General features: G+C 71.5%; 13 protein-coding genes and 1 pseudogene. 13 read left to right on the top strand and 1 reads right to left on the bottom strand.

Annotation, left to right across the window (positions count from 1 at the left end; genetic code table 11):
- The 12 genes from ACN27C_RS19620 to ACN27C_RS19565 all read left to right on the top strand — a co-directional run bounded on the left by ACN27C_RS19620 (position 1) and on the right by ACN27C_RS19565 (position 13,937).
- Entirely contained in the window at positions 1-915 is a 915-nt protein-coding gene (locus tag ACN27C_RS19620) for a conjugal transfer protein TrbL family protein (RefSeq protein WP_422747283.1), read from the top strand.
- Positions 912-1,874, top strand: a complete 963-nt coding sequence (locus ACN27C_RS19615) for a PrgI family protein (RefSeq protein ID WP_422747281.1) — start codon at positions 912-914, stop codon at positions 1,872-1,874. The genes ACN27C_RS19620 and ACN27C_RS19615 overlap by 4 nt, the downstream gene beginning before the upstream one ends.
- Entirely contained in the window at positions 1,871-3,712 is a 1,842-nt protein-coding gene (locus ACN27C_RS19610; protein WP_422747279.1) for a VirB4 family type IV secretion system protein, read from the top strand. The genes ACN27C_RS19615 and ACN27C_RS19610 overlap by 4 nt, the downstream gene beginning before the upstream one ends.
- 62 nt (positions 3,713-3,774) lie before the next feature.
- Positions 3,775-6,225 (top strand): type IV secretory system conjugative DNA transfer family protein, encoded by a 2,451-nt coding sequence (locus ACN27C_RS19605; RefSeq protein WP_422751654.1) that lies wholly within the window; start codon positions 3,775-3,777, stop codon positions 6,223-6,225.
- Positions 6,226-6,460: 235 nt separating this feature from the next.
- A complete protein-coding gene (locus tag ACN27C_RS19600) occupies positions 6,461-7,396 on the top strand; it encodes a replication-relaxation family protein (protein WP_421498353.1) in 936 nt (311 codons plus the stop codon).
- 455 nt (positions 7,397-7,851) lie between these two features.
- Entirely contained in the window at positions 7,852-8,664 is an 813-nt protein-coding gene (locus ACN27C_RS19595) for a hypothetical protein (RefSeq protein WP_422747277.1), read from the top strand.
- A 409-nt stretch (positions 8,665-9,073) separates the two neighbouring features.
- Entirely contained in the window at positions 9,074-9,919 is an 846-nt protein-coding gene (locus tag ACN27C_RS19590) for a hypothetical protein (RefSeq protein ID WP_422747275.1), read from the top strand.
- Between the two features lie 11 nt (positions 9,920-9,930).
- A complete protein-coding gene (locus ACN27C_RS19585) occupies positions 9,931-10,233 on the top strand; it encodes a hypothetical protein (protein WP_422747273.1) in 303 nt (100 codons plus the stop codon).
- A 261-nt stretch (positions 10,234-10,494) separates the two neighbouring features.
- Positions 10,495-11,646: an FAD-dependent monooxygenase gene (locus ACN27C_RS19580; RefSeq protein WP_422747271.1), complete on the top strand. Its 1,152-nt coding sequence runs from the start codon at positions 10,495-10,497 to the stop codon at positions 11,644-11,646.
- Between the two features lie 33 nt (positions 11,647-11,679).
- Positions 11,680-12,030: a histone-like nucleoid-structuring protein Lsr2 gene (locus ACN27C_RS19575; protein WP_120573702.1), complete on the top strand. Its 351-nt coding sequence runs from the start codon at positions 11,680-11,682 to the stop codon at positions 12,028-12,030.
- Between the two features lie 168 nt (positions 12,031-12,198).
- A complete protein-coding gene (locus ACN27C_RS19570) occupies positions 12,199-13,194 on the top strand; it encodes a MarR family transcriptional regulator (protein WP_422747268.1) in 996 nt (331 codons plus the stop codon).
- Between the two features lie 95 nt (positions 13,195-13,289).
- On the top strand, positions 13,290-13,937 hold the full coding sequence (locus ACN27C_RS19565) for a diguanylate cyclase domain-containing protein (protein WP_422747266.1): 648 nt from the start codon (positions 13,290-13,292) through the stop codon (positions 13,935-13,937).
- A gap of 578 nt (positions 13,938-14,515) precedes the next feature.
- Here ACN27C_RS19565 and ACN27C_RS19560 read toward each other — a convergent pair.
- Complete coding sequence (locus ACN27C_RS19560) at positions 14,516-15,523, bottom strand: LysR family transcriptional regulator (protein WP_421498360.1); 1,008 nt, start codon at positions 15,521-15,523, stop codon at positions 14,516-14,518.
- A gap of 55 nt (positions 15,524-15,578) precedes the next feature.
- On the opposite strand from ACN27C_RS19560, the pseudogene dnaE reads away from it, so the two are divergent.
- Positions 15,579-19,111: pseudogene (dnaE, locus tag ACN27C_RS19555) on the top strand (DNA polymerase III subunit alpha).
- The last annotated feature ends 849 nt before the right edge of the window (positions 19,112-19,960 follow it).

Below are 19,960 nucleotides of genomic sequence, written 5' to 3'. Positions count from 1 at the left end.
ATGGCCTGGGCGCTCAACCAGATCCTGGACTGGTTTGCCGGTCTGCTGCTGGACTGCCTGAACGGGCTCATCACCGCGATCACCCGCGCGCTGCTGATCACCCCGGACGTCACCAGCCTGCCGCAGGTGCAGGCGCTGACCGGACGGTCGGTCTGGGTCGTCGACACCGTCTTCGTCCTGGCGTTCGTCACCGCTGGTGTTCTCACCATGGTCGCCGGCGGTGACGAACGCGCCCGCTACACCGTCAAGGATCTCCTGCCGCGGTGCGTGGTCGGGTTCGTCACCGCCCACTTCTCGCAGCTGATCGCCGGCACGCTGATCGAGGTCGCGAACGCGTTCACCACCGCCCTGACCGCGCAGGACTTCAACGGTGACGGGGCCCTCGACGCCGTCAAGACCCACCTGATGGCCGCGCGGGACCAGAGCGCCGGTCTGCTGTTCGTCGTCTGCCTGGCGATCATCGTTGTCCTGCTCGCCGCCACGGCTTGCAGTGTGATCGTCCGCTTCGCGGTCGCGCTGGTGCTCACCGCGGTCGCGCCGATCGCCCTCGCGTGCCACGCCCTGCCGCAAACCGAGGGTGTGGCCCGCCTGTGGTGGCGGTCGTACGTCGCCATGCTGGCGATCCCGGTGGTGCAGGCGTTCGTGCTGTTCGCCGGCCAGTGGATGCTGCTGGACACCAGCGCCATGCTGCCGCTGCTGGGCCTGCCGGTCGAACCGGGCGGGACGCTCAACCTGTTCGTCGTGATGGTCCTGCTGTGGACCACGGTCAAGGTGCCTGCTCTGATGCGCCGCTACGCCACCAGCGGTGCAGGCGGGCGTGGCGGCAATCCGCTCGGCGCGGTCGTGCGGGTCGTCGTGGTGCAGCAGCTCACCCGCGGGCTGCGTATCCCCGGCGTTGGGGCGGTGCGGCGATGAGCCGCGACCGCCGTGGCGAGCAGCCCGTGGCCGCTCGGATGCCCGCCGACGTGGACGCACCGGACAGGGTGCTCTACGGGCTGACATTCCGGCAACTCGCGATCGTGGCGGTGGCCGCTGTCGTCTTCTACGGCGGCGGGAAGGCCCTGCACACCGTCGTGCCCGCGCCGGTGCTGCTCGGCGCGGGCGTCGTGCTCGGCGGCCTGGTGTTCGGCCTCGCTGTCGGCCGCCGCGACGGACTGCCCATGGACGTGTGGCTGGCCTGCGCGGTACGGCACTGGCGGGCGCCGCGCGCGTTGTCCACCACCGACACCACCGCGACAACACCCGACTGGGTACAGGCCCCGACGTCGACGGTGCCACTGCCGGCCCCGCTGAAGCTGCCTGCCGACGCCATCGACGACCGCGGGGAGATCAGCCTCGGCGCGGTGAAGGCGGCGATGGTCGCGGCGACCAGCGTCAACCTGGCGCTGCGTACCGCCGACGAGCAGGCCGCCCTGGTCGACACGTTCGGCCGCTGGCTCAACAGCCTGTCCACGCCGACGCAGATCGTGGTGTCGGCGCAGCCGGTCGACCTGCACTCCGCCGCCCACACCCTCGCCCGGGCGGCGGACGCCATGCCGCACCCGGCTCTCGCAGACGCGGCGGCCGACCACGCCCGGTTCCTCGACGACCTGGCGCAGCGGCGGGATCCGTTGCGCCGGCAGGTCCTCATCGTCACCCGCACTACCCGCGGCGAACGGGGCGAGCACGCTGCCCGGCGCCGCGCCGACCAGACGGTCCGGGCGCTGTCCGGGCTGGGCGTGACCACCCGCGCGTTGGACGGCCACGCCGCGACCGCTGCCCTGGCCGCTGCGGCCGACCCGTACCGGCCGCCCCGCCCCGGCGGCCTCGCCGCCCCCCACACCACCATCACCGGACCTCCGGTCAGGAGGCCACGCACCAGGAGGACATCGTGATCTTCGTCAGGCGCCGACGCGCCCCGCACGACGACAACCCCAGCGCCAGCCCGCCGTCTGCAGGACTGGCGGCGGCGGTGGCACCTGCTTCGGTGGAGGTGACACCCCGGTTCCTGCGAGTCGGGGACGGCTACGCCGCCACGCTGGTGGTGACCGGGTATCCGGCCGAGGTCGGGCCGGCGTGGCTGGAGCCGCTGCTGTCCTGGCCGGGCCGCCTCGACCTCGCGTTGCACATCGACCCGATCCCCGCGCCGGTGGCGGCGTCCCGGCTGCGCAACCAGCGCGCCCGGTTCGAGTCGTCCCGGCGGGCCGATGCCGAGAAAGGGAAGTTGGCCGACCCGTACGTGGAGGCCGCCGCCGACGACGCCGCCGACCTCGCCGAACGCCTCGCCCGCGGGGCGGCGAAGCTGTTCCGCGTCGGCCTGTACCTGACCGTGCACGCCCGCACCGAAGCCGAACTCCTCGACGCGTGCGCCCAGGTGAAGGCCGCCGCCGCGTCCACCCTGATCGAGGTGCAGCCCGCGACGTGGCGGCACCTGCCCGGCTGGACCACCACCCTTCCGCTTGCGACCGACAGCCTGCAGATGCGCCGCACCATGGACACCCAAGCCCTGGCCGCCGCGTTCCCGCTCGCGTCGGCGGACCTGCCCGCGCCGCTGCCCGGCGACCCGGCCACCACCGGCGGGGTGTTGTACGGGGTCAACCCGGACTCCCAGGGCATCGTCTGGTGGGACCGCTGGAGCTGCGAGAACCACAACGGCGTGATCCTGGCCCGCTCCGGCGCCGGCAAGTCCTACTTCGTCAAACTCGACATCCTCCGCCAGCTCTACCAGGGGGTGCAGGTCGCCGTCGTCGACCCCGAGGACGAATACCTCCGCCTCGCCGGCGCGGTCGGCGGCACCATCGTGCGGCTCGGCGCACCCGGCGTGAAGATCAACCCCCTGGATCTGCCGGCCGGCGACGGCCGCCCGGACGTGCTCACCCGCCGCGGCCTGTTCCTCCACACCCTCATCGCGGTGCTGTTGGGGCAGGTGCCGCCGCCCGCCGAGCGCGCCGCCCTGGACCGGGCGATCCTGCAGGTGTATCGGCAGGCGGGCATCACCGCCGATCCGGCCACCCACCACCGGCCCGCTCCCCTGCTGAAGGATCTGGCCGCGACACTGCGGGCCGACGACAACCCGGCCGCCCACGAGTTAGCCGCCCGGCTGGCGCCGTGGGTGGCCGGGTCGTTTTCCGACCTGTTCGACTCACCGACCACGACCCGCCCGGACGGGCACCTCGTGGTCTGGAGCCTGCGGCACCTGCCGGACGAACTGCGCACCGTCGGCACCCTGCTCGCGCTGGACGAGATCTGGCGGCAGGTCGACCTCCCACCCCAATATCGGCGGCGGCCCCGCGAAGGATCCCGCCCGCAAGGCCGGCGGCTGGTGGTGGTGGATGAGGCGTGGCTGCTGATGCGCGACGGGGAAGGCGCCCGGTTCCTGTTCAAGATGAGCAAGGCCGGCCGCAAGCGCAACGCCGGCCTGTCGGTTATCACCCAGGACGTCGCCGACGTGCTCGGCACCGACCTCGGCCACGCCGTCGTGTCGAACGCGGCCACGCAGGTGCTGCTCAAGCAGGCCCCGCAGGCCATCGACCAGGTCGCCGACGCGTTCGGCCTGACCGCGGGCGAGCGGCGGATGCTGCTGTCGGCCCGGGTCGGGCACGGCCTGCTGATATCCGGCACGAACCGGACCGCGTTCGAGTCGATCTCCTCGCAAGCCGAACACCTTCTCGCGACCACCACACCGTCCGACCTCGCCGACCTCGACCCCGACGACACGGAGGAGGACCTGTGACACCGTCCCTTGTCGCATCGCCAGCGCCGGCGCCCAGTCCTTCCGGGCCGGGCGCCGGAGTCATTGCCCCGCCGAGCGCGCCCACGCGCTGGGTTCTGCACGCCGCCGATTGGGCGGTGGACCGGCCGTGGCTGCTCGGTGTCGCCGCCGCCCTGCTCGTCGTCTACGTCGCCGGGCGCACCCTGCTCGACGGGTGGCGGCACCGCCGCCACGCCGACCGGGCCCGCCTCGTCACGGTCGCCCCACCACCGGAGGTCGACCCGCACAGCGCCGCCGCGCTGTGGGCGAACCTGCACGGCACGCTCACCCCGTCGCGCCGACGGCGGCTGCTGTACGGCAGCCCGCACGTGGTGTGGCAGTACACCTGGACCGGCCGCCGGCTACTCATCTCGATCTGGGTGCCCGGGAGCGTGCCGGCCCGGGCGGTGGAGGCTGCGGTGCGGGCCGCGTGGCCCGGCGCCGCCTGCACCACCGACGACCAGGCACCGCCGCCGATCCCACTGGACGTGCCGGCCGCCGTCGGCGGGCAGCTACTGCCGGCGGCCGCCGAGTGGCTGCCGTTGCGAACGGATCACGCCAACGACCCGCTGCGGGCGCTGATGTCCGCGGGGTCGCAGCTCAAGCCGGACGAGTACGCCTGCGTGCAGGTCCTCGCCCGTCCCGCCACCCTGCGCCGGGCCGCGCGGGCACGCCGCGCGGCGGGCCGGCTGCGTGACGGTAAGACCGCCGTGCCGGTCGTGAATCCCGCCGCGCCGCTGCTGTGGCTCATCGAGGCCTTCCAGGCGGGATCCTCCGCGCGCAGCCGGGCCGGGTCGGCGGGTGCGGCGACCCGGAGGGACCCGGGAGTGGAGCGGGATGTGCGGGCGATCCTCGACAAGACCGCTCACCCGCTGTGGACGATCGGTATCCGCTACGCCGTCGCGAAGAACAACCGCCGCGGTGGCTCCCGGCCGCAGGCCAGGTTGCAGGGCATCGCGGACGCGGTCGCCTCGTCGTTCGCCGTGTACGCCGGCCGCAACCGGCTCACGCACCGGGCGCGCATGGGGCGGCCGGTGGCCGTGCTGGCCGCTCGGCGGCTCGGGGCAGGGTTCCTGGCCTGCACCCCCGAGCTGGCCGTCCTGGCCGCCCTGCCGCGGGATCTGGCCGTGCCGGGGCTGGATCGGGCGCGGGCGAAGTCCATGCCCGCCCCGGTGGCGGTCCCGACCGGCGGTCGCGGCGCGAAGGTTCTCGGTGACGCCGAGGTCGGCGGCCACGCGGTGGCCCTGTCCGTCGCCGATGCGAGGTATCACCTGCATGTGGTCGGCTCGACGGGCTCCGGGAAGACCACGCTGCTGGTCAACATGGCCGTCGACGACATCAAAACCGGCCGGGGCACCGTGGTCATCGACCCGCACGGAGACATGGTCCTCGACATCCTCGACCGGCTCCCCGCCAGCGTCGCCGGCCGGGTGGTGCTGTTCGACCCCGACCAGCCCAACCCGCCCACCCTCAACCCGCTGTCCGGGACCGACCCCGACCTGGTCGTCGACAACCTCGTGTCGATCTTCGGGAACATCTTCGCCAAGGCGTGGGGGCCGCGGATGGACGACGTCATGCGGGTGGCCTGCCTGACCCTGCTGCGGCACGCCAACGTCACCCTCCAGCACATCCCACCGCTGCTCAACTCCGCCCAGTTCAGAAGCGCGATGACCGTCGGCCTGGACGACCCGGCCGGCCTGTCCGGGTTCTGGCAGTGGTACGACCAGCTCAACCCGGCCCTACGCTCCCAGGTCATCGGCCCCGTCCTCGCGCGGCTGCGGGCGTTCCTGCTGCGCGACTTCGTCAAGCGCACCATGCGCTACCCCCGCTCCAGCTTCGACATGGGAAAGGTCCTCGACGGTGGGGCTCTGCTGGTGCGCATCCCGAAGGGCCAGCTGGGTGAGGACACCAGCAAGCTCCTCGGCTCCCTCGTGCTGGCGCAGGTGTGGCAGGCCGCGACCGCCCGCGCCAGTGTGCCCGCGGACAGACGCCGGGACGCCACGTTGATCATCGACGAGTGTCAGAACTTTCTGACCCTCGCCAACAGTCTGGACTCGATGTTGGCGGAGGCGCGGAAGTACCGGCTGTCGATGGTCTTGGCGCACCAGGACCTGGCCCAGTTCCCGCGCGACCTCCTGGCCGCGGCGTCCGCGAACGCCCGTAACAAGCTGTACTTCTCCGTTGCCCCGGAGGACGCCCGCGTCCTCGCCCGGCACACTTTGCCCGAGCTCGACGAGCACGACCTGACCCACCTGGACGCCTACACCGCCGTCGCCCGCCTCGTCGTCGGCGGGCGGCAGGCGCCGGCGTTCACCTTCAAGACCCGGCCGCCGAAGCCGGTCGTGGGCGAGGCGACGGCGATCCGTCAGGCCGCCGCGCAGGCGGTGCCGGCGCAGGACACCAGCGCGATCGACGAGCTCGTCGACCGGTTCTCGGCCCGGCCCGACGACACCCGCCGGTCCCGGAGCAAGGCCGGCCCTGCAGTCGACGCGTGAACACCGGCCTGGAGTGAGATCGACAGATCGGTCGACGTCGGTCGCCGAGCCAGGTCAGCCCTTTCCGTAGGGGCTTCACCAGTCCTTCACCACCGATCACCAGGCGGCGCTGACAGGTCGGGCCGTGCCCGTCTGTCAGTGCCGCTCGTCGGCGGTCACCCGCCGTGGTGAGCGTCCCGCCGAACCCCGACACCCTCCCTCAGAGGGACTCCCTCTCCCGCTTGGAGCGTCCACGATGCCCGCCGACACCTCCCCTTCCCGCTCGTCTGCGACCTCATCGTCGCCTGCCCGCGCGTTGTCTCGCCGGGCTCGTCTCGACCGGCTGCGTCGCCTCACCGCCCGTGACCATCACCTGCTGCGCTGGCTCGCCGAGCACTATGTGCTGTCCACCGACCAGATCGCGGCGGCCCTGTTCCCCTCACGTCGCTCCGCCCGGCTTCGCCTGGCACGGCTGCAGCAGATGGAGGCGGTCAGCCGGTTCGTCGACGTCACCACCGGCAGCGGCCAGTACCTTTACACCCTCGGCCCGCTCGGCGTTGTGGTCTATCCGAGCGCGTTCAACGACCCCAACCGGGCCCACGTTCGTGCCCCCCGTTCCAGCGTCGAGCGCACCGAACGCATCATCGGCAGCCGTAAGCTGCGCCACCTCCTGGGCACCAATCAGCTATTCATCGACCTGGCCGCCTTCTCCCGCGGCGACGACAACGCGACGTTGGCCCGCTGGTGGTCCGAGCAGCACGCCGCCGCGGTGTTCGCCCGCTCGGGTATCCAGCCTGACGGGCACGGCGTGTGGGTGGCCGGCGGTCGGGAGGTTGGGTTTTTCCTCGAACACGACAACGGCACCGAACCTCTCCGCACGGTGCTGCGCAAGCTGCGCGGCTACGAGCAGCTCGCCGGCTACGGGCCGCGGTATCCGGTGCTGCTGCGCGTCCCCGGCCGCCGCCGCGAGCAGCACCTCCTCGAGGCCCTCGCCGGGGTGCCGACCGCCATGCCCGTCGCCACCGGGATCCACAGCGAACACCCCGCCGGATCCGCCTGGACCCTCACCACCGATCCCGGCCTGCGCCGCTGGCTGCACGAACTGCCGTCCGACCATGGCCCGGACAACCCGGCCACCAACCCGCACCGCTTCCCCGACACCGACCCCGGCGGCGTCGACCCGGATCGGTGAGACCTGCCCTCGCCCCGAGGGGGTGCTTCCTGTCCGCGGGTCGAGGCGGTTGTGAGACCGGCCAGATCTCACAGTCTCCGGCTGCCAGTTGGGGCAGAACCGACGATGCGTCTGACAGTGCAGGTCAAACCCGCCGCTGACGATCATGACAGCGGCCGGCACTGACAGACGCGGCCGCTACCTTCATCGGCACCACCTTCACCCACATATCGCTCCACCCGGTCCGGTCCCACCTCGGGAACCACCGCCGCGCCCCCACGGTGCGTTCCGCCCACCCGCCCCTTTGCGGCCGGTCGGCGCCCGCGCCGCGCGGCAACCCCCAGGTCCCACCGCACCGCCGGCACCACCTCGCTGCACCTGTCCCCTGTTCGTCTCGTGAGCGGCCCCATGTGCCCGGTGGGCCGGCCGCTTCCGCGCGCCCAACCGCGCGCCCCAACCGGAGGAGGAACGCCTTTATGGCCGCAACCAACGGTGCCGCGACTCCGCTGAGCCGCTACGGCACCCGCGTGCCGACGGTGACGCCCCGCCTGGGCCGCAAGCCCGCCCCTGGGGCGACCGTCGCCAGCACCACGGTGCCCGCCAGGCCGGTGGTCACGCCGACCGCGACGATCCACACCATGATCGTCTGCCTGCCCGACGGGCTGCCGTCGCAGGCCCTGACCGCCACCCAGCTCGACCGGCACTTCGGCGTGTCGGGCACCCTGCAGCCACGGTTCTGGGCCATCCCGGACATGTGGCTGTGGCAGCGGCGCGACCTGGTCGCACCTCGCAAGGGACGTCCGGTGTCCTGCGCCGGCGGACCGGTCAAGCTGCTCGACCTCGCCGCCATGCGCCACGCCGCCGGCGTCGGCGCCGGCATCCGCCATCAACTGTGGCAGCAGGTCGTGCACGGTACCCGGCCGGCCACCCCGTGGCCGACCCTGCTGGCCCGTCACCTGGCGGATCCCGCCCGTTACCCGCGCGAGCGGGCCGAGGCGGACTTCCACCAGCAACCCCGCGTCAACGCGATGCGGATGCACAACGCGGCCAGCTACGGCGCCGCCCGCCTCAGCCCAGGTGAGCTGGAGATGTTCCAGGCAGGCCCGGTGGCCTACCAGCACTACAGCGCCACGACCGCCGTGTGCGGCGACGCCCTGCTCACGGCGGACGGGCACCAGCTGGCACCGGCGAGCGACGCCCTGACCCACCGGGTGACCTACCTCGAGCAGGCGATGCGGTACCTCGACACTATCGAGCCCGACCAGCGGCTGCTCGCCGTGGCTCTGTAGCACCGCCGGGCCGGTCGGGCGCCACCACTCATCTCCTCTTTCCCTAGGGATTGGGGGGCGGCCCTGACCGGCTCCATCCCATTCCACCCGGGCCGAGGGCCGGCGCGCGGCAGCAGACGCACGCTCTGCAGCCGCCTCTCTCAGCTTGCCCAGGCCCTGCGACGCACACCGGGCCGCCACCAGTGCGGCCACTACCGCCACCCACGTTCACCGCCGGCCAAAACACGCCTGGGACTACATCCGATCCGCATCTGCGCGTCACGCGCCGTACCGCGGGTCCCAGAGCAGCGGCGGACCCGGTTGCGGGTCCGTGGGGCACCGCCCGGCGCCCCAGGCCGGGGCAACCCGCCAGCCCGGCCGGCGAAGCGGCCGACCTTTCCCTCTTCCACCATCAGGAGGTTTCCCCGCCATGTCCGGGCGACTGTGGTTCCGCGTCGACGACGTCCTGCCGCTCGCCGAACACGCCGCCTCCACCGGCGCGCACCGTAGGACCCGGCAGCAGTACCGGGCCGGCGTCCGGGACCAGGCCGCGCTCATCTGGTCCCACGACATCGACGGTGACTGGTTGTCCTCCAACGGCGTCCCCCGCTGGTACGACGCCGACGGCGCCGGCCACCGCGTCCGCGCCGAAACCTGGACCCACACCGCCACCGGCGTCACCGGCAACCCGGTCCCCGCCGACGACGGACACGGATTCCTGCCCCTGCACACCGAACACCTTGACGGCCGGCGGGACCTGCTCGACCTGCTCCGCTGCGCCCGCCGCCACGGGATGCACTGGCTCGGGCTGCACCCGGACCCGGCGAGCGAGACCGCAGGCGGCCGCTACCGCATGTCCCGCAGCCGCGGGGACATCAGCCCGCCGCTTGCCACCTGGGCCCCGGCGACGGTGACCTGCGACGTGGTCGGCGGCGGCGCCTACCGCGCCATGGTCGCCACCGGCTACACCACCCTCTCCCGCGCCGGGGTGCTGTGCCGCTTCCCTCGGTTCGCGGTGCAGCGCATGGCCGCCCACCTCGACGCCCTCCACCCCGGTGACATGTCCGGCGAGCATCCCCGGCTGCGGTTCGACGGCGACGAGGTCACCGTCGAGTGGGAGGACGACGACGGCCTGGGCAGCCGCTGGGTCGAGCACGACCGCATCGTCCCGGATGCCAACCGCTGCTACGCCATCGGCGCCTACCAGTGGCCCTGGATCCGTGTCGCGTCCGAGGCGACGACCCGCGCCACGGACCCGGAGGGCCGGTCGCGGTGATCGTTGACGAGGTGTTCCATCAGCGCGGCCACGGCATCTACGAGCTGACTCGGGTGCACCACATCGACGGGTACGTCCTGCGGGTTCGGGTCTGCCGCGATAGCTACGCCACGCAGAGCACGGCGGTCGCCGAAGTCCTCACCCCGCTGTTCACCTGGACGATCATCGCGAGCAGCCCCGGTAGTGGCTGGCACCGGACGACCCCAGCCACGCCCCCGGACGCGACACCGCTGATCACGGTCGCCGACGAGGTACTGCAGCGGGCCCGGCGGATCCTTCCCGTGTCGCCTCCGTTCACAACGCCCGGCCGCTAACCGGCCGAGACCACACCTTCCCGGCGCTGCCCTGCCGGCGCGGTCGCACCTCGCGGGCCAGCGGACGCCGTCCGGCGCCGCGCCGTCCGAGCCTCCATCCGCCCGCCGCATCAAGGCGGCCGACCTGGGTCCGCAGTCCACCGTCGCTGACCCGCCTTCTCACTGGCACCACCTGGCCGATGCCCGGCCACCCCGCGCACTCGCGCACACCCGGGCACGGTCGTGCCCGGGTTTCCCGCCCTCCAGAAGGGAACCCCTCTCATGACATCCGCCACCAGGCCGTCCTCCGGCCGGCAGCCCACCATCGCCGTCATCGGTGGCAGCATCACCGGCCCGGTCACCGCGCTGCTGTTGCTGCGCGTCGGATTCGACGACGTCACCGTCTTCGAGGCGGCGCCGGCGTCCGCGCCTCTGGGCGGCGGCCTCATCGGCCTGGAACACCCGGCCCTCGACGTGCTCGACCGCCTCGACATCGGCCAGAGCGAGTTCGTGGCCCACGACTCCGAGGCCATCGTCGAGATGACCGTCCGCGACCGCCGGCCGGCCGAGACGATCCGGCGTACCTACCCGGGGCGGAACACCACCTGGACGCTGCTGCACCAGGCGCTGATCCGCCGCCTGCCCGCCGGTGTCCTGCATACCGGTATGAAGGTCACGGCCCTGGCCGAGCAGGACGGTCGGCCGGTGCTGCGGTTCCGCGACGGCCACACCGCGGCCGCCGACCTGGTCGTGTTCGCCGACGGCCGGTCCTCCACCGGCCGCCGGCTGCTGGATCCCGAGCGGGCCCTGCGCTACGCCGGCTACGTCGCCCATCGCGGCATCGCCGGCATCACCCCGCAGCCCGGGCTGCGGGACTTCCTGCGGTTGCAGCCCTGCCCGGGCGTGCAGTTCAACCTCGCCCCGGTACCCGGCGGCTGCGACTGGACCTTCTACCTCAACTGCACCCGCGCCGAGTACGCGCAGCGGTTCGGCGCCGACCCCACCCGCCGGGTCTTCGCCCTGCCCCGGCACGTCAGCCCCGCCGCCCGCGCCCACGTCGACACCCACGCCGACCTGCTCCTCCCGGCCGACCACGCCGCCGTCGTGCACGCCACCACCACCCGGATGGCGGTACCGGTCCTCGACATCACCCCACCGCAGCGCATGGTCTGGCCCGTCGGCGCCGGTCACGCCGTTCTGCTCGGCGACGCCCTCGCCCCCGTGCGCCCGCACACCGCGCGCGGCGCCAACAACGGCATCGAGCAGGCCGCCGGCCTCGCCGCCGCCCTCACCCAGCACCGCAAGTACCGAGCTGACCTCACCGCCGCCCTGCACGGCTGGCAACGCCGACACCTGCCCGCCGCCGTCGCCGCCGTGCGCCGCGGGCCCGTCATCGGCCACCAGCTCGGCCTCGGCGCCCACCCGCCCGCCTAGTAACCCACCCCGAGAGGAAAGGAGGTGGCCCCATTGGCCACCAAGACCACCACGATCCTCGTCGACGACCTTGACGGCTCCACCGACGACGTCGCCACCCACCAGTTCGCCTTCAACGGCATCACCTACGAGATCGACCTATCCGCCGGCAACTTCGACCGGATGGCCGCAGCGTTCGGCCCGTTCCTCATGGCCGGGCGGCGCCTGCCGAAACAGCCCCGGGCAGCGCGGCGGCAGCGCAGCACCGCGACCGGCCGCGTCCCGAGCCAGGAGATCCGCACCTGGTGGTGGACGGTCAACTGGCAGGAGCTGAACCTGCCCCGGCCACGAACCGGGGGCGTCATCCCCGCCGCGGTGCGCGACGCCTATCACGCCGCCCACTGACCCCGGCCGCCGTGCCGCCGGGCGTGCGATCACCGGGCGGCGTACCTGCGGCGGAGTCCCACATCTCGGGCAGACGACTTGATCGATAGCCGATCCGGAGCGTGCATCAGTGCGCGCGCCTCACTCACCGACCCCTGCCGACGGCAGGAGAAAGGGGGCCACGCGCCCATGACCAGCACCCCCACGAGTACGACCACCGCTCCGCTCGTGCCAGCGCCACTGGCACCCAGCGTCACGAAGGTCCTCGCGGCGCTGCACCGGCTCGGCGAAGCGGCCGCCGCCACCATCGCCACCGAAGCCGGCCTCGGCTACTCGACCACCACCCCGAAACTGCGCACCCTGCACGCTGCGGGACTGGCTGAGCCCACGCGAAGCGACACCGGACCTACCCTGTGGCGGATCACCGACACCGGCCGCGCGCACATCGGACAGGGGCGGCACGGCCAGCCCGCCCCGGGGCCCGCCACCCGCGACACCGATACCTCCGGCATCTCTGCGGAGCGCGGGCCGCGCGGCGGCGACCGGCAGGAGGCCGGGGAGGCTGCCGGGCAGGACGACGACCAGCCGCCGGTCGCCGAGGTTCCCGCTGTCGGGCAGCCGGAGGTCGGCCGGGAGTCGGCATCGCCGGCTCCGGGTGACGTCGAGGCGGCGCCCGGTGAGGACTGCGGGGCCGAGAACACCGAGGCTGATCACGGTGAGGCAAGCGTCCGCCGGCCTGCTGAACCCGACGTGCCGGTCGTTGGCGGCACCGGCCCGGCCGCCGGAGCGACGCCCGCAGCGGACGGTGTGGACGCCGAACCGGCCACACCGGAGGTTCCCGGAGCTGGCACGGCCGTCGACAGCACCAGCGGTGGCCTCGCTGCGGACGTACCCGCCGCACCGCCGGCCACAGAGGCGCCGGGCGATGAGGTCCAGGCCCGTCTCCGGCGGGCGTCGGGAATCCTCCGCGGCGCGATCCTCGGCATCCTCGAGGCCAACCCCGGCCGGCAGTACAAGGTCAGTGAGCTGTGCAGGCTGGTCGACCGGGCCAACGAGGGGACCGGCGCGAAGAAGGCCAGCGCGGGCGCGGTCCACAACGCCGCCGTGAGGCTCGTCGGAACCGGGCGGGTGGTCCTGGTCGCCGAGAAACCCGCCACGTTCGCCCTCGCCGACCCCACCGCCTGAACGACCCCGCCCTGCCGGTAGCCCGGAGGCGGGCGTCGAACTTCCCGGAACCACGCCCGCCCCCGGTGCTCCTTAGTACAGAAGGAGCTTCCGAAGTGTCTCCCATCCTGACCTCGATCGTCACCGCCGCAGGTGGAGTCCTCGCCGGTCTCGCCCTCGCCGCAGCGCTGCTGTGGCGCCAACATCAGGCGCTGACCCGCGCCCGCTACGCCGCCGACCACGACGACACCACCGGCCTGCCCAACCGGCGGGCCCTGCTCGCCGCCCTCACCCGCGCCACACGCGCCGATGCCCCGTTCGGGCTCGTCCTGCTCGACCTCGACGGCTTCAAAGCCGTCAACGACACCTTCGGCCACGAGGCCGGCAACGACGTCCTCACCGAGGTCGGCCGACGGCTGACCGCCCTGCGAGGACCGGTGCGCCTCGCCGCACGGTTGTCCGGCGACGAGTTCGCCCTACTGGTCGACGGCGGCTCCGACGACGTCGCCGCCGTCGCCCGCGCCGCGTGGCGGGCGGTGGGCCGCCACCCCATCGATCTCGGCGACCACGCGCTGGTCGTGCGCGCCAGCGTCGGGCACATCAGCGCCGTCCTCGGTGTCGGCCCGCGTACCCTGCTGCACCAGGCCGACATCGCCATGTACCAAGCCAAACAAACCGGAAGCGGGGTCCGCGGAGCCACCGCCGCCGCCGGCCATACCGGACCGCTGCTCGGCCCCCGCCTACGGGACCTGCGCCGCCGCTGACCGCTCACGGACGAACCAAGAGAGCGTCGCGCACGTCGCCGTGCGCGAGGTTCCCACCGTGCCCGCTGCATCCCGTCCGCCCTGCCGTTGCCTTCCCGGTCCTCGGCGACGGTCGCTGAGGGTCTTGTAAGGGAGTACGTCCTGGTCGGCCCTCACCCACACACCATCGGTGTCCAGCGACCCTGACTCGACAGCGGCACGCCCCAGCACGCGGGCGGCCCAGAGCGTCACCCTGCTGCTGACTGTCAGCGTCGTCGTCGAACCTGTTGACGGCGGTCGGCAGGAGGAGGGCAGCCTGTCGACCTGGCTCGCCTCCGCGGCGGACGCTACCACCGGAAGCGAGTCGGCCATTATCCACGAGGCACCTATGGCCCCGGCCACTTCCATCGCGGTCGCCAGGGCGGATAAGTGGAGCTCCCGGTGGGGTTGCCGACATCTGGGTGCAGTGCAGGTCGTCGCGCACCGTTAGTCACATGACCTTCGACATCCGTGTGTTGGCCTCGCGGTCTCAGGCGTCCTCCCGCGTCGGTGCCTGCCGTGGTTGCCGGGTGCCGCCGTTCGTCCGGGTCTGGGCTGCATCATGATGCGGACGGGCGGGCTACCCACCTCGGGACCCAGACATCACCGGGGCGGTGGCGGTGGCAATGTGGCACTGAGCGGATGTAGCTCCGCAGCATAGCCAGGCCCGGGTGTGGGTTGTCGCGGTGCCAGATGAGGAAGTGCGGATACACGGGGGTCGGGTGGAGGATAGGGATGCGGCGTAGGTCGTAGTTCGTCGGCCACAGCATGCGGGTGAGCTCGCCGACCAGGGAGGCCAGCGTCGGCGATTCGGCCAGCACGTCCAGCAGGTGATCAGTGCCGAAGTTGGGTCCGACCCGCTCGATCGTGAGTCCGAATTGCGCGCCCAGGTCGTCGTAGTAGGCGGCCCATTCGGTGCCGGGGGCGATGCCGGGGATCCAGATTCGTTGGCCAGTCAGGTCGGCCATGGTGATGTGGCTGGCGGCGGCGAGCGGGTGCCCCGGCCCGGTCAGCAGTTGGTGTGGATCGTCCAGCACCCGGGCCGCCCGGATACCCGTTGGCAGTTCCCGTACCGGCACGGTGACGGCCCGGAACGTGGCATCGATCGTCCCAGCTTCGACGGCGGCGATCGCGGCGGCCACGTCCGACTCGACCAGGGTCAGCACGTCGAGCTCGGTCTGCGGGTGCGCCTGGTGGAAGTCGCGTAGCAGCCCAGCCGGGCCGATCCTTCGGTTCAGTACGTCCACTCGCAACGCGCGGCGGTCCGGTCGGACGGAGCTCACCGCGCGCTCGGCCAGCTGAATCATTGCGCGCGCATGTGGGAGGAATGCCTGCCCATCGATGGTGAGTGCAGTGCCCCGGGCTGTACGCGTGAACAAGCGCACTCCGAGAATGTGTTCCAGCGTCGCGACGCGTTTGGACACGGCCTGTTGGCTGATGCCGAGCCGGGCCGCCGCCTCGCCGAAATAGCGGTCGTCGGTGACCGCCAGGAAGGCCTGCACCGATCCCAGGTGGAGATCTTCAACAACCTCTGGTTGTGGATCGTCCGCGTGTCGGTTGTTGGACACCTCAGCTCCTGAACTGTTCGAATGCCTGCTCTGGCGAAGGCTACAACCGGAGGGTGTGGTGGACTCCTTCGTGCATCTTCACGTGCACACCGACTACAGCATGCTGGACGGCGCCGCCAAAGTCGCCCCGCTGACTGCCGAAGTGGCGCGTCTGGGGATGCCTGCGGTGGCGATGAGCGACCACGGCAACGTGCACGGGGCGTACGAGTTCTTCCACGCCGCCCGCAAGGCCGGCGTCAAGCCGATCATTGGCATCGAGGCGTACCTGGCACCCGGCAGCCGTCATGACCGCCGGCCCGTGTTCTTCAGTGACAACGTGGCGCTGCGGAGGTCTGACGACGAGACCGGCGCGGGCGGTGACGTCTCCGGCCGCGGCCTTTACACACATCTGACCATGTGGGCAGCCGACGCCCGCGGCCTTGGCAACCTGTTCCGGTTGCAGTCACGCGCCTGGCTAGAAGGCCATGTCCAGAAGTACCCGCGGATGGACGACGAGTTGCTCGCCGAGCATGGGTCCGGGCTGATCGCCACCACAGGGTGCCCGTCTGGTGAGGTGCAGACACGGCTCCGGCTCGGCCAGTACGACCAGGCGGTTGAGGCGGCCGCGCGCTACCGAGACCTCTTCGGCACGGACAACTACTTCCTTGAGCTGATGGATCATGGGCTACCGATCGAGCGCCGGGTCCGCGACGACCTGCTCCGCCTTGGCCGTCATCTGGGTCTGTCGCCGCTGGCCACTAACGATTCGCATTATGTCACCGAGGACCAGGCGGCCGCCCATGATGCGTTGCTGTGCGTCGGCACCGGCAGGCGGCTGGCTGACACCGACAGGTTCCGGTTCGGCGGCAGCGGCTACTACTTGAAATCCGCCGCGCAGATGCGCGCCCTCTGGGACAACGAGGTGCCCGGGGCATGCGACAACACGCTGCTGGTGGCCGAGCGGATCGGAGCCTACGACGAGGTCTTCACCCACCGCGACCTAACGCCCCGGTTCCCCGTGCCCGAAGGCGAGACCGAGTCCAGCTGGCTACGCGCCGAAACTCTACGCGGGGCCCGGCAACGATACGGCGAGACGCTCTCGCCCGAAGTACTCGCCCGGATCGACCACGAGCTGTCAGTGATCGACACCATGGGCTTTCCTGGCTACTTCCTGGTGGTAGCCGACATCTGCGCATACGCCCGGAAGCAGGGCATCGGGCTGGGCCCTGGTCGGGGCTCGGCGACCGGCTCGATCGTCGCCTACTGCACGGGGATCACCCAGCTCGACCCGATCGAGCACAAGCTGATCTTCGAGCGGTTCCTCAACCCCGAACGGATCTCTATGCCGGACGTCGACCTGGACTTCGACGACCGTCGGCGCAACGAGATGATTGAGTACGTCACCCGGCGCTACGGCGACGACCGGGTCTGCCAAATCGTTACGTTCGGCACGATCAAGGCGAAGGCGGCGGTGAAGGACGCCTGTCGGGTGCTGGGCCTGCCGTATGCGCTGGGCGACCGCATCTCCAAGGCGTTCCCGCCAGCGGACGGCGGCAAGGAGATCCCGCTCGCGGCGATCCACGACGATGGCCATCCACGCCACGGCGAGGCCACCGAACTGCGGCGCATGTACGAGCAGGAGCCGGACGTACGCCTGGTGCTGGACAAGCGGCAGGCCTGGAAGGGCTTACCCGCGGGACCGGCATCCACGCGGCGGGGGTGATCCTCTCGGCGGAGCCGCTGCTGGACGTCATCCCGCTGGTGCGGCCCAAAGCCGCAGGTCCGGTGATCACAGCGTTCCCGTTTACGCAGGCCGAGGAGATGGGCCTGCTCAAAATGGACTTCCTGGGGCTTCGGAACCTCACCGTCATCGGCGACACCATCGCCAACGTGTGCGCCAACAAGGGCATCGACATCGACATTCTTGAGGTGCCGCTGGACGACGCGAAGACGTACGAGCTGCTGGCCCGCGGCGATACGCTCGGCGTCTTCCAGCTCGACAGCGGCGGTATGCGTGCCCTCCTGCGACTGATGCAGCCCACCACGTTCACCGACATCGCTGCTGTCAACGCGCTCTACCGGCCCGGCCCGATGGAAATGAACGCGCACACCAACTACGCGCTGCGCAAGACCGGCAAGCAACCGGTCGAGCCGATCCACCCTGAGCTCGCCGACGCACTGGAGCCGATCCTCGGCGACACGTATCACCTGGTCGTCTTTCAAGAGCAGGTGATGGCGATCGCGCAGCAGCTAGCCGGCTACTCGCTGGGCGCTGCCGACAACCTGCGCCGGGCGATGGGCAAGAAGAAGAAAGAAGTGCTGGACGCCGAGTGGGATCGGTTCGCCGCAGGCATGTGCGAGCGTGGCTTCTCGCCGGCGGCGACCCGAGCGATCTGGGACGTGCTGGTCCCGTTCAGCGGGTACGGATTTAACAAGTCACACACCGCGGGGTATGGCCTGGTGTCGTACTGGACTGCGTATCTCAAGGCCAACCACCCCAGCGAGTACCTCGCGGCACTGCTCACCTCGGTCGGCGACGACAAGGACAAGCTCGCTATCTACCTTGCCGACTGCCGCCGTCTGGGCATCGCGGTGACGCCACCGGACGTCAACGAGAGCCGCCTCGACTTCGCCGCGGTCGGCAACGGCATCCGCTTCGGTATGGGCGCGGTCCGCAATGTCGGTGCCAGCGTGGTGGAGGCGATCGTCGACGCCCGCAAGTCGCGCGGCAGGTTCACCGACTTCGCGGACTTCCTCGCCAAGGTACCGCCCGTGGTATGCCAGAAACGGGTGATTGAATCGCTCGCTAAGGCCGGCGCTTTCGATGGACTCGGCCATCACCGCAAGGGCCTGGTCACCGTTCACGAGCAGGCTGTCGATGCGGTCATCGGTGTCAAGCGCAATCAGGCCCTCGGCCAGGAGTCCCTCTTCGGCGACCTGGGCGGCGCCAGCGTCGCAGTGACCATTCCAGAGGGAGAGTGGGACCGGTCCACGCTGCTTGCGTACGAGCGAGAGATGCTCGGTCTCTTCGTCTCCGGTCACCCCCTCGACGGGACCGAGCACGTGCTCCGGCAGCACCGCGACATGGGCCTGGCCGACCTGTTGGCCTCTGGACGTACCGATGGCGCGATCCGGGTCAACGGCATCATCGCGAGCCTGCACCGCAAGATCACCAAGCAGGGACACGCGTGGGCGGTGCTCACGCTGGAGGACCACGACGCGGCCGTGGAATGCCTGGCTTTTCCCAAGACCTACGAACGGTACGAAGCGACACTTGCCCAAGACCGAGTGGTGGCCGTGCGGGGAAGGATCACCGTCCGCGAAGAGACGATGAGCATCCACGTGGAAGAGGTGACGCCGCTCGACATGACGGGCGAGGACGCGCCGATCGTGCTGGCGCTGCGGGACACCCAGGTAACGCCGCAGCTCGTCGGCGAGCTGAAGCAGATCCTGACCCGCCACCACGGCAGTGCGCCGGTGCACGTACGGCTGGCGTGCACCAGTGGGCGTACGATCTTGCTAGATCTGAAGGCCTGCCGGGTAGCGCCAGGTCCGGCGCTCTACGGCGATCTCAAGGCGTTGCTGAGCACCGCAGCGATCGGTTCCTAAGCGCGGGTGCAGCAGGCTGGAGTCGGTGTCGCGGACCAGCCACTGCAGCGTCCCGGAGGATCGCGTCCCGACCACTGGGCATCCGGCTGATCAGATCTTGTGCTGGAACCCGATCTCGGACCCGAGCCGTAGGCGCGTTGCTGCGGAATCGACACCAATCGCGTCTGCGTCCCCGTGGCCGCTACTGGCAGCGCCCGCAACCTGCTCACACCGTCGCACTAGCCGGGTACGCCTCGACCCCGAGCAGACCCGGAGCCCCTACGCCACGCTGCCGTTCAGAGCGGGCAACGTGCGTTCGCAGTCGACGTCGCCCACCAACTGGGTTCCGACGGTGTTTGCTGGAACCTGCGATGCCCCGGGCAGCACCGCCCGGCCCCTGCTGGGCGGTGCGCACGGCCCGCCGCGCCGAACTCCACTCCCGCCGCGCCGCCACCCTCACCTCGCTGCCTTCGCCGCACCCGGCCGAGAACGCACGCGGATGCGCCCCGTTCCCGCCACGCCGCCTCGCTTCGCCGGTTGGTTCACGCCGGCCCGCCCGCCGGAACCGGTGATGCGGCCCGCGTCCGTACCCGACGCGGCGCGACCGAACTCCAGGCTCCACCGGCGTCGACCCGTAACGGCGTTGACCACCCGAGCACGCTCCTGGAGGCAGCAGGTGAGCTTCCTCCCCGAACGACACCCGCGCGCCGGCTAGCCCGCACCGCTGTCGACCTGTGCGCCCTGCATGGTCGACTGCCACCGCAGCCCGATCGCGGCGCAGTACCTGCAGGCGTTCTTCCGCAGTCGCCTCGCCGATCACCCCGCCTCCGGCACCGACGGGATGGTGAAGGTCCTGAACGCGGCCTTCGC

It is taken from the genome of Micromonospora sp. WMMD1219, from assembly GCF_049315215.1.
GTDB lineage: Bacteria > Actinomycetota > Actinomycetes > Mycobacteriales > Micromonosporaceae > Micromonospora > Micromonospora tulbaghiae.
The sequence above is the reverse complement of the archived record's forward strand: the minus strand, read 5'-3'. Positions and strand labels throughout refer to the sequence as shown.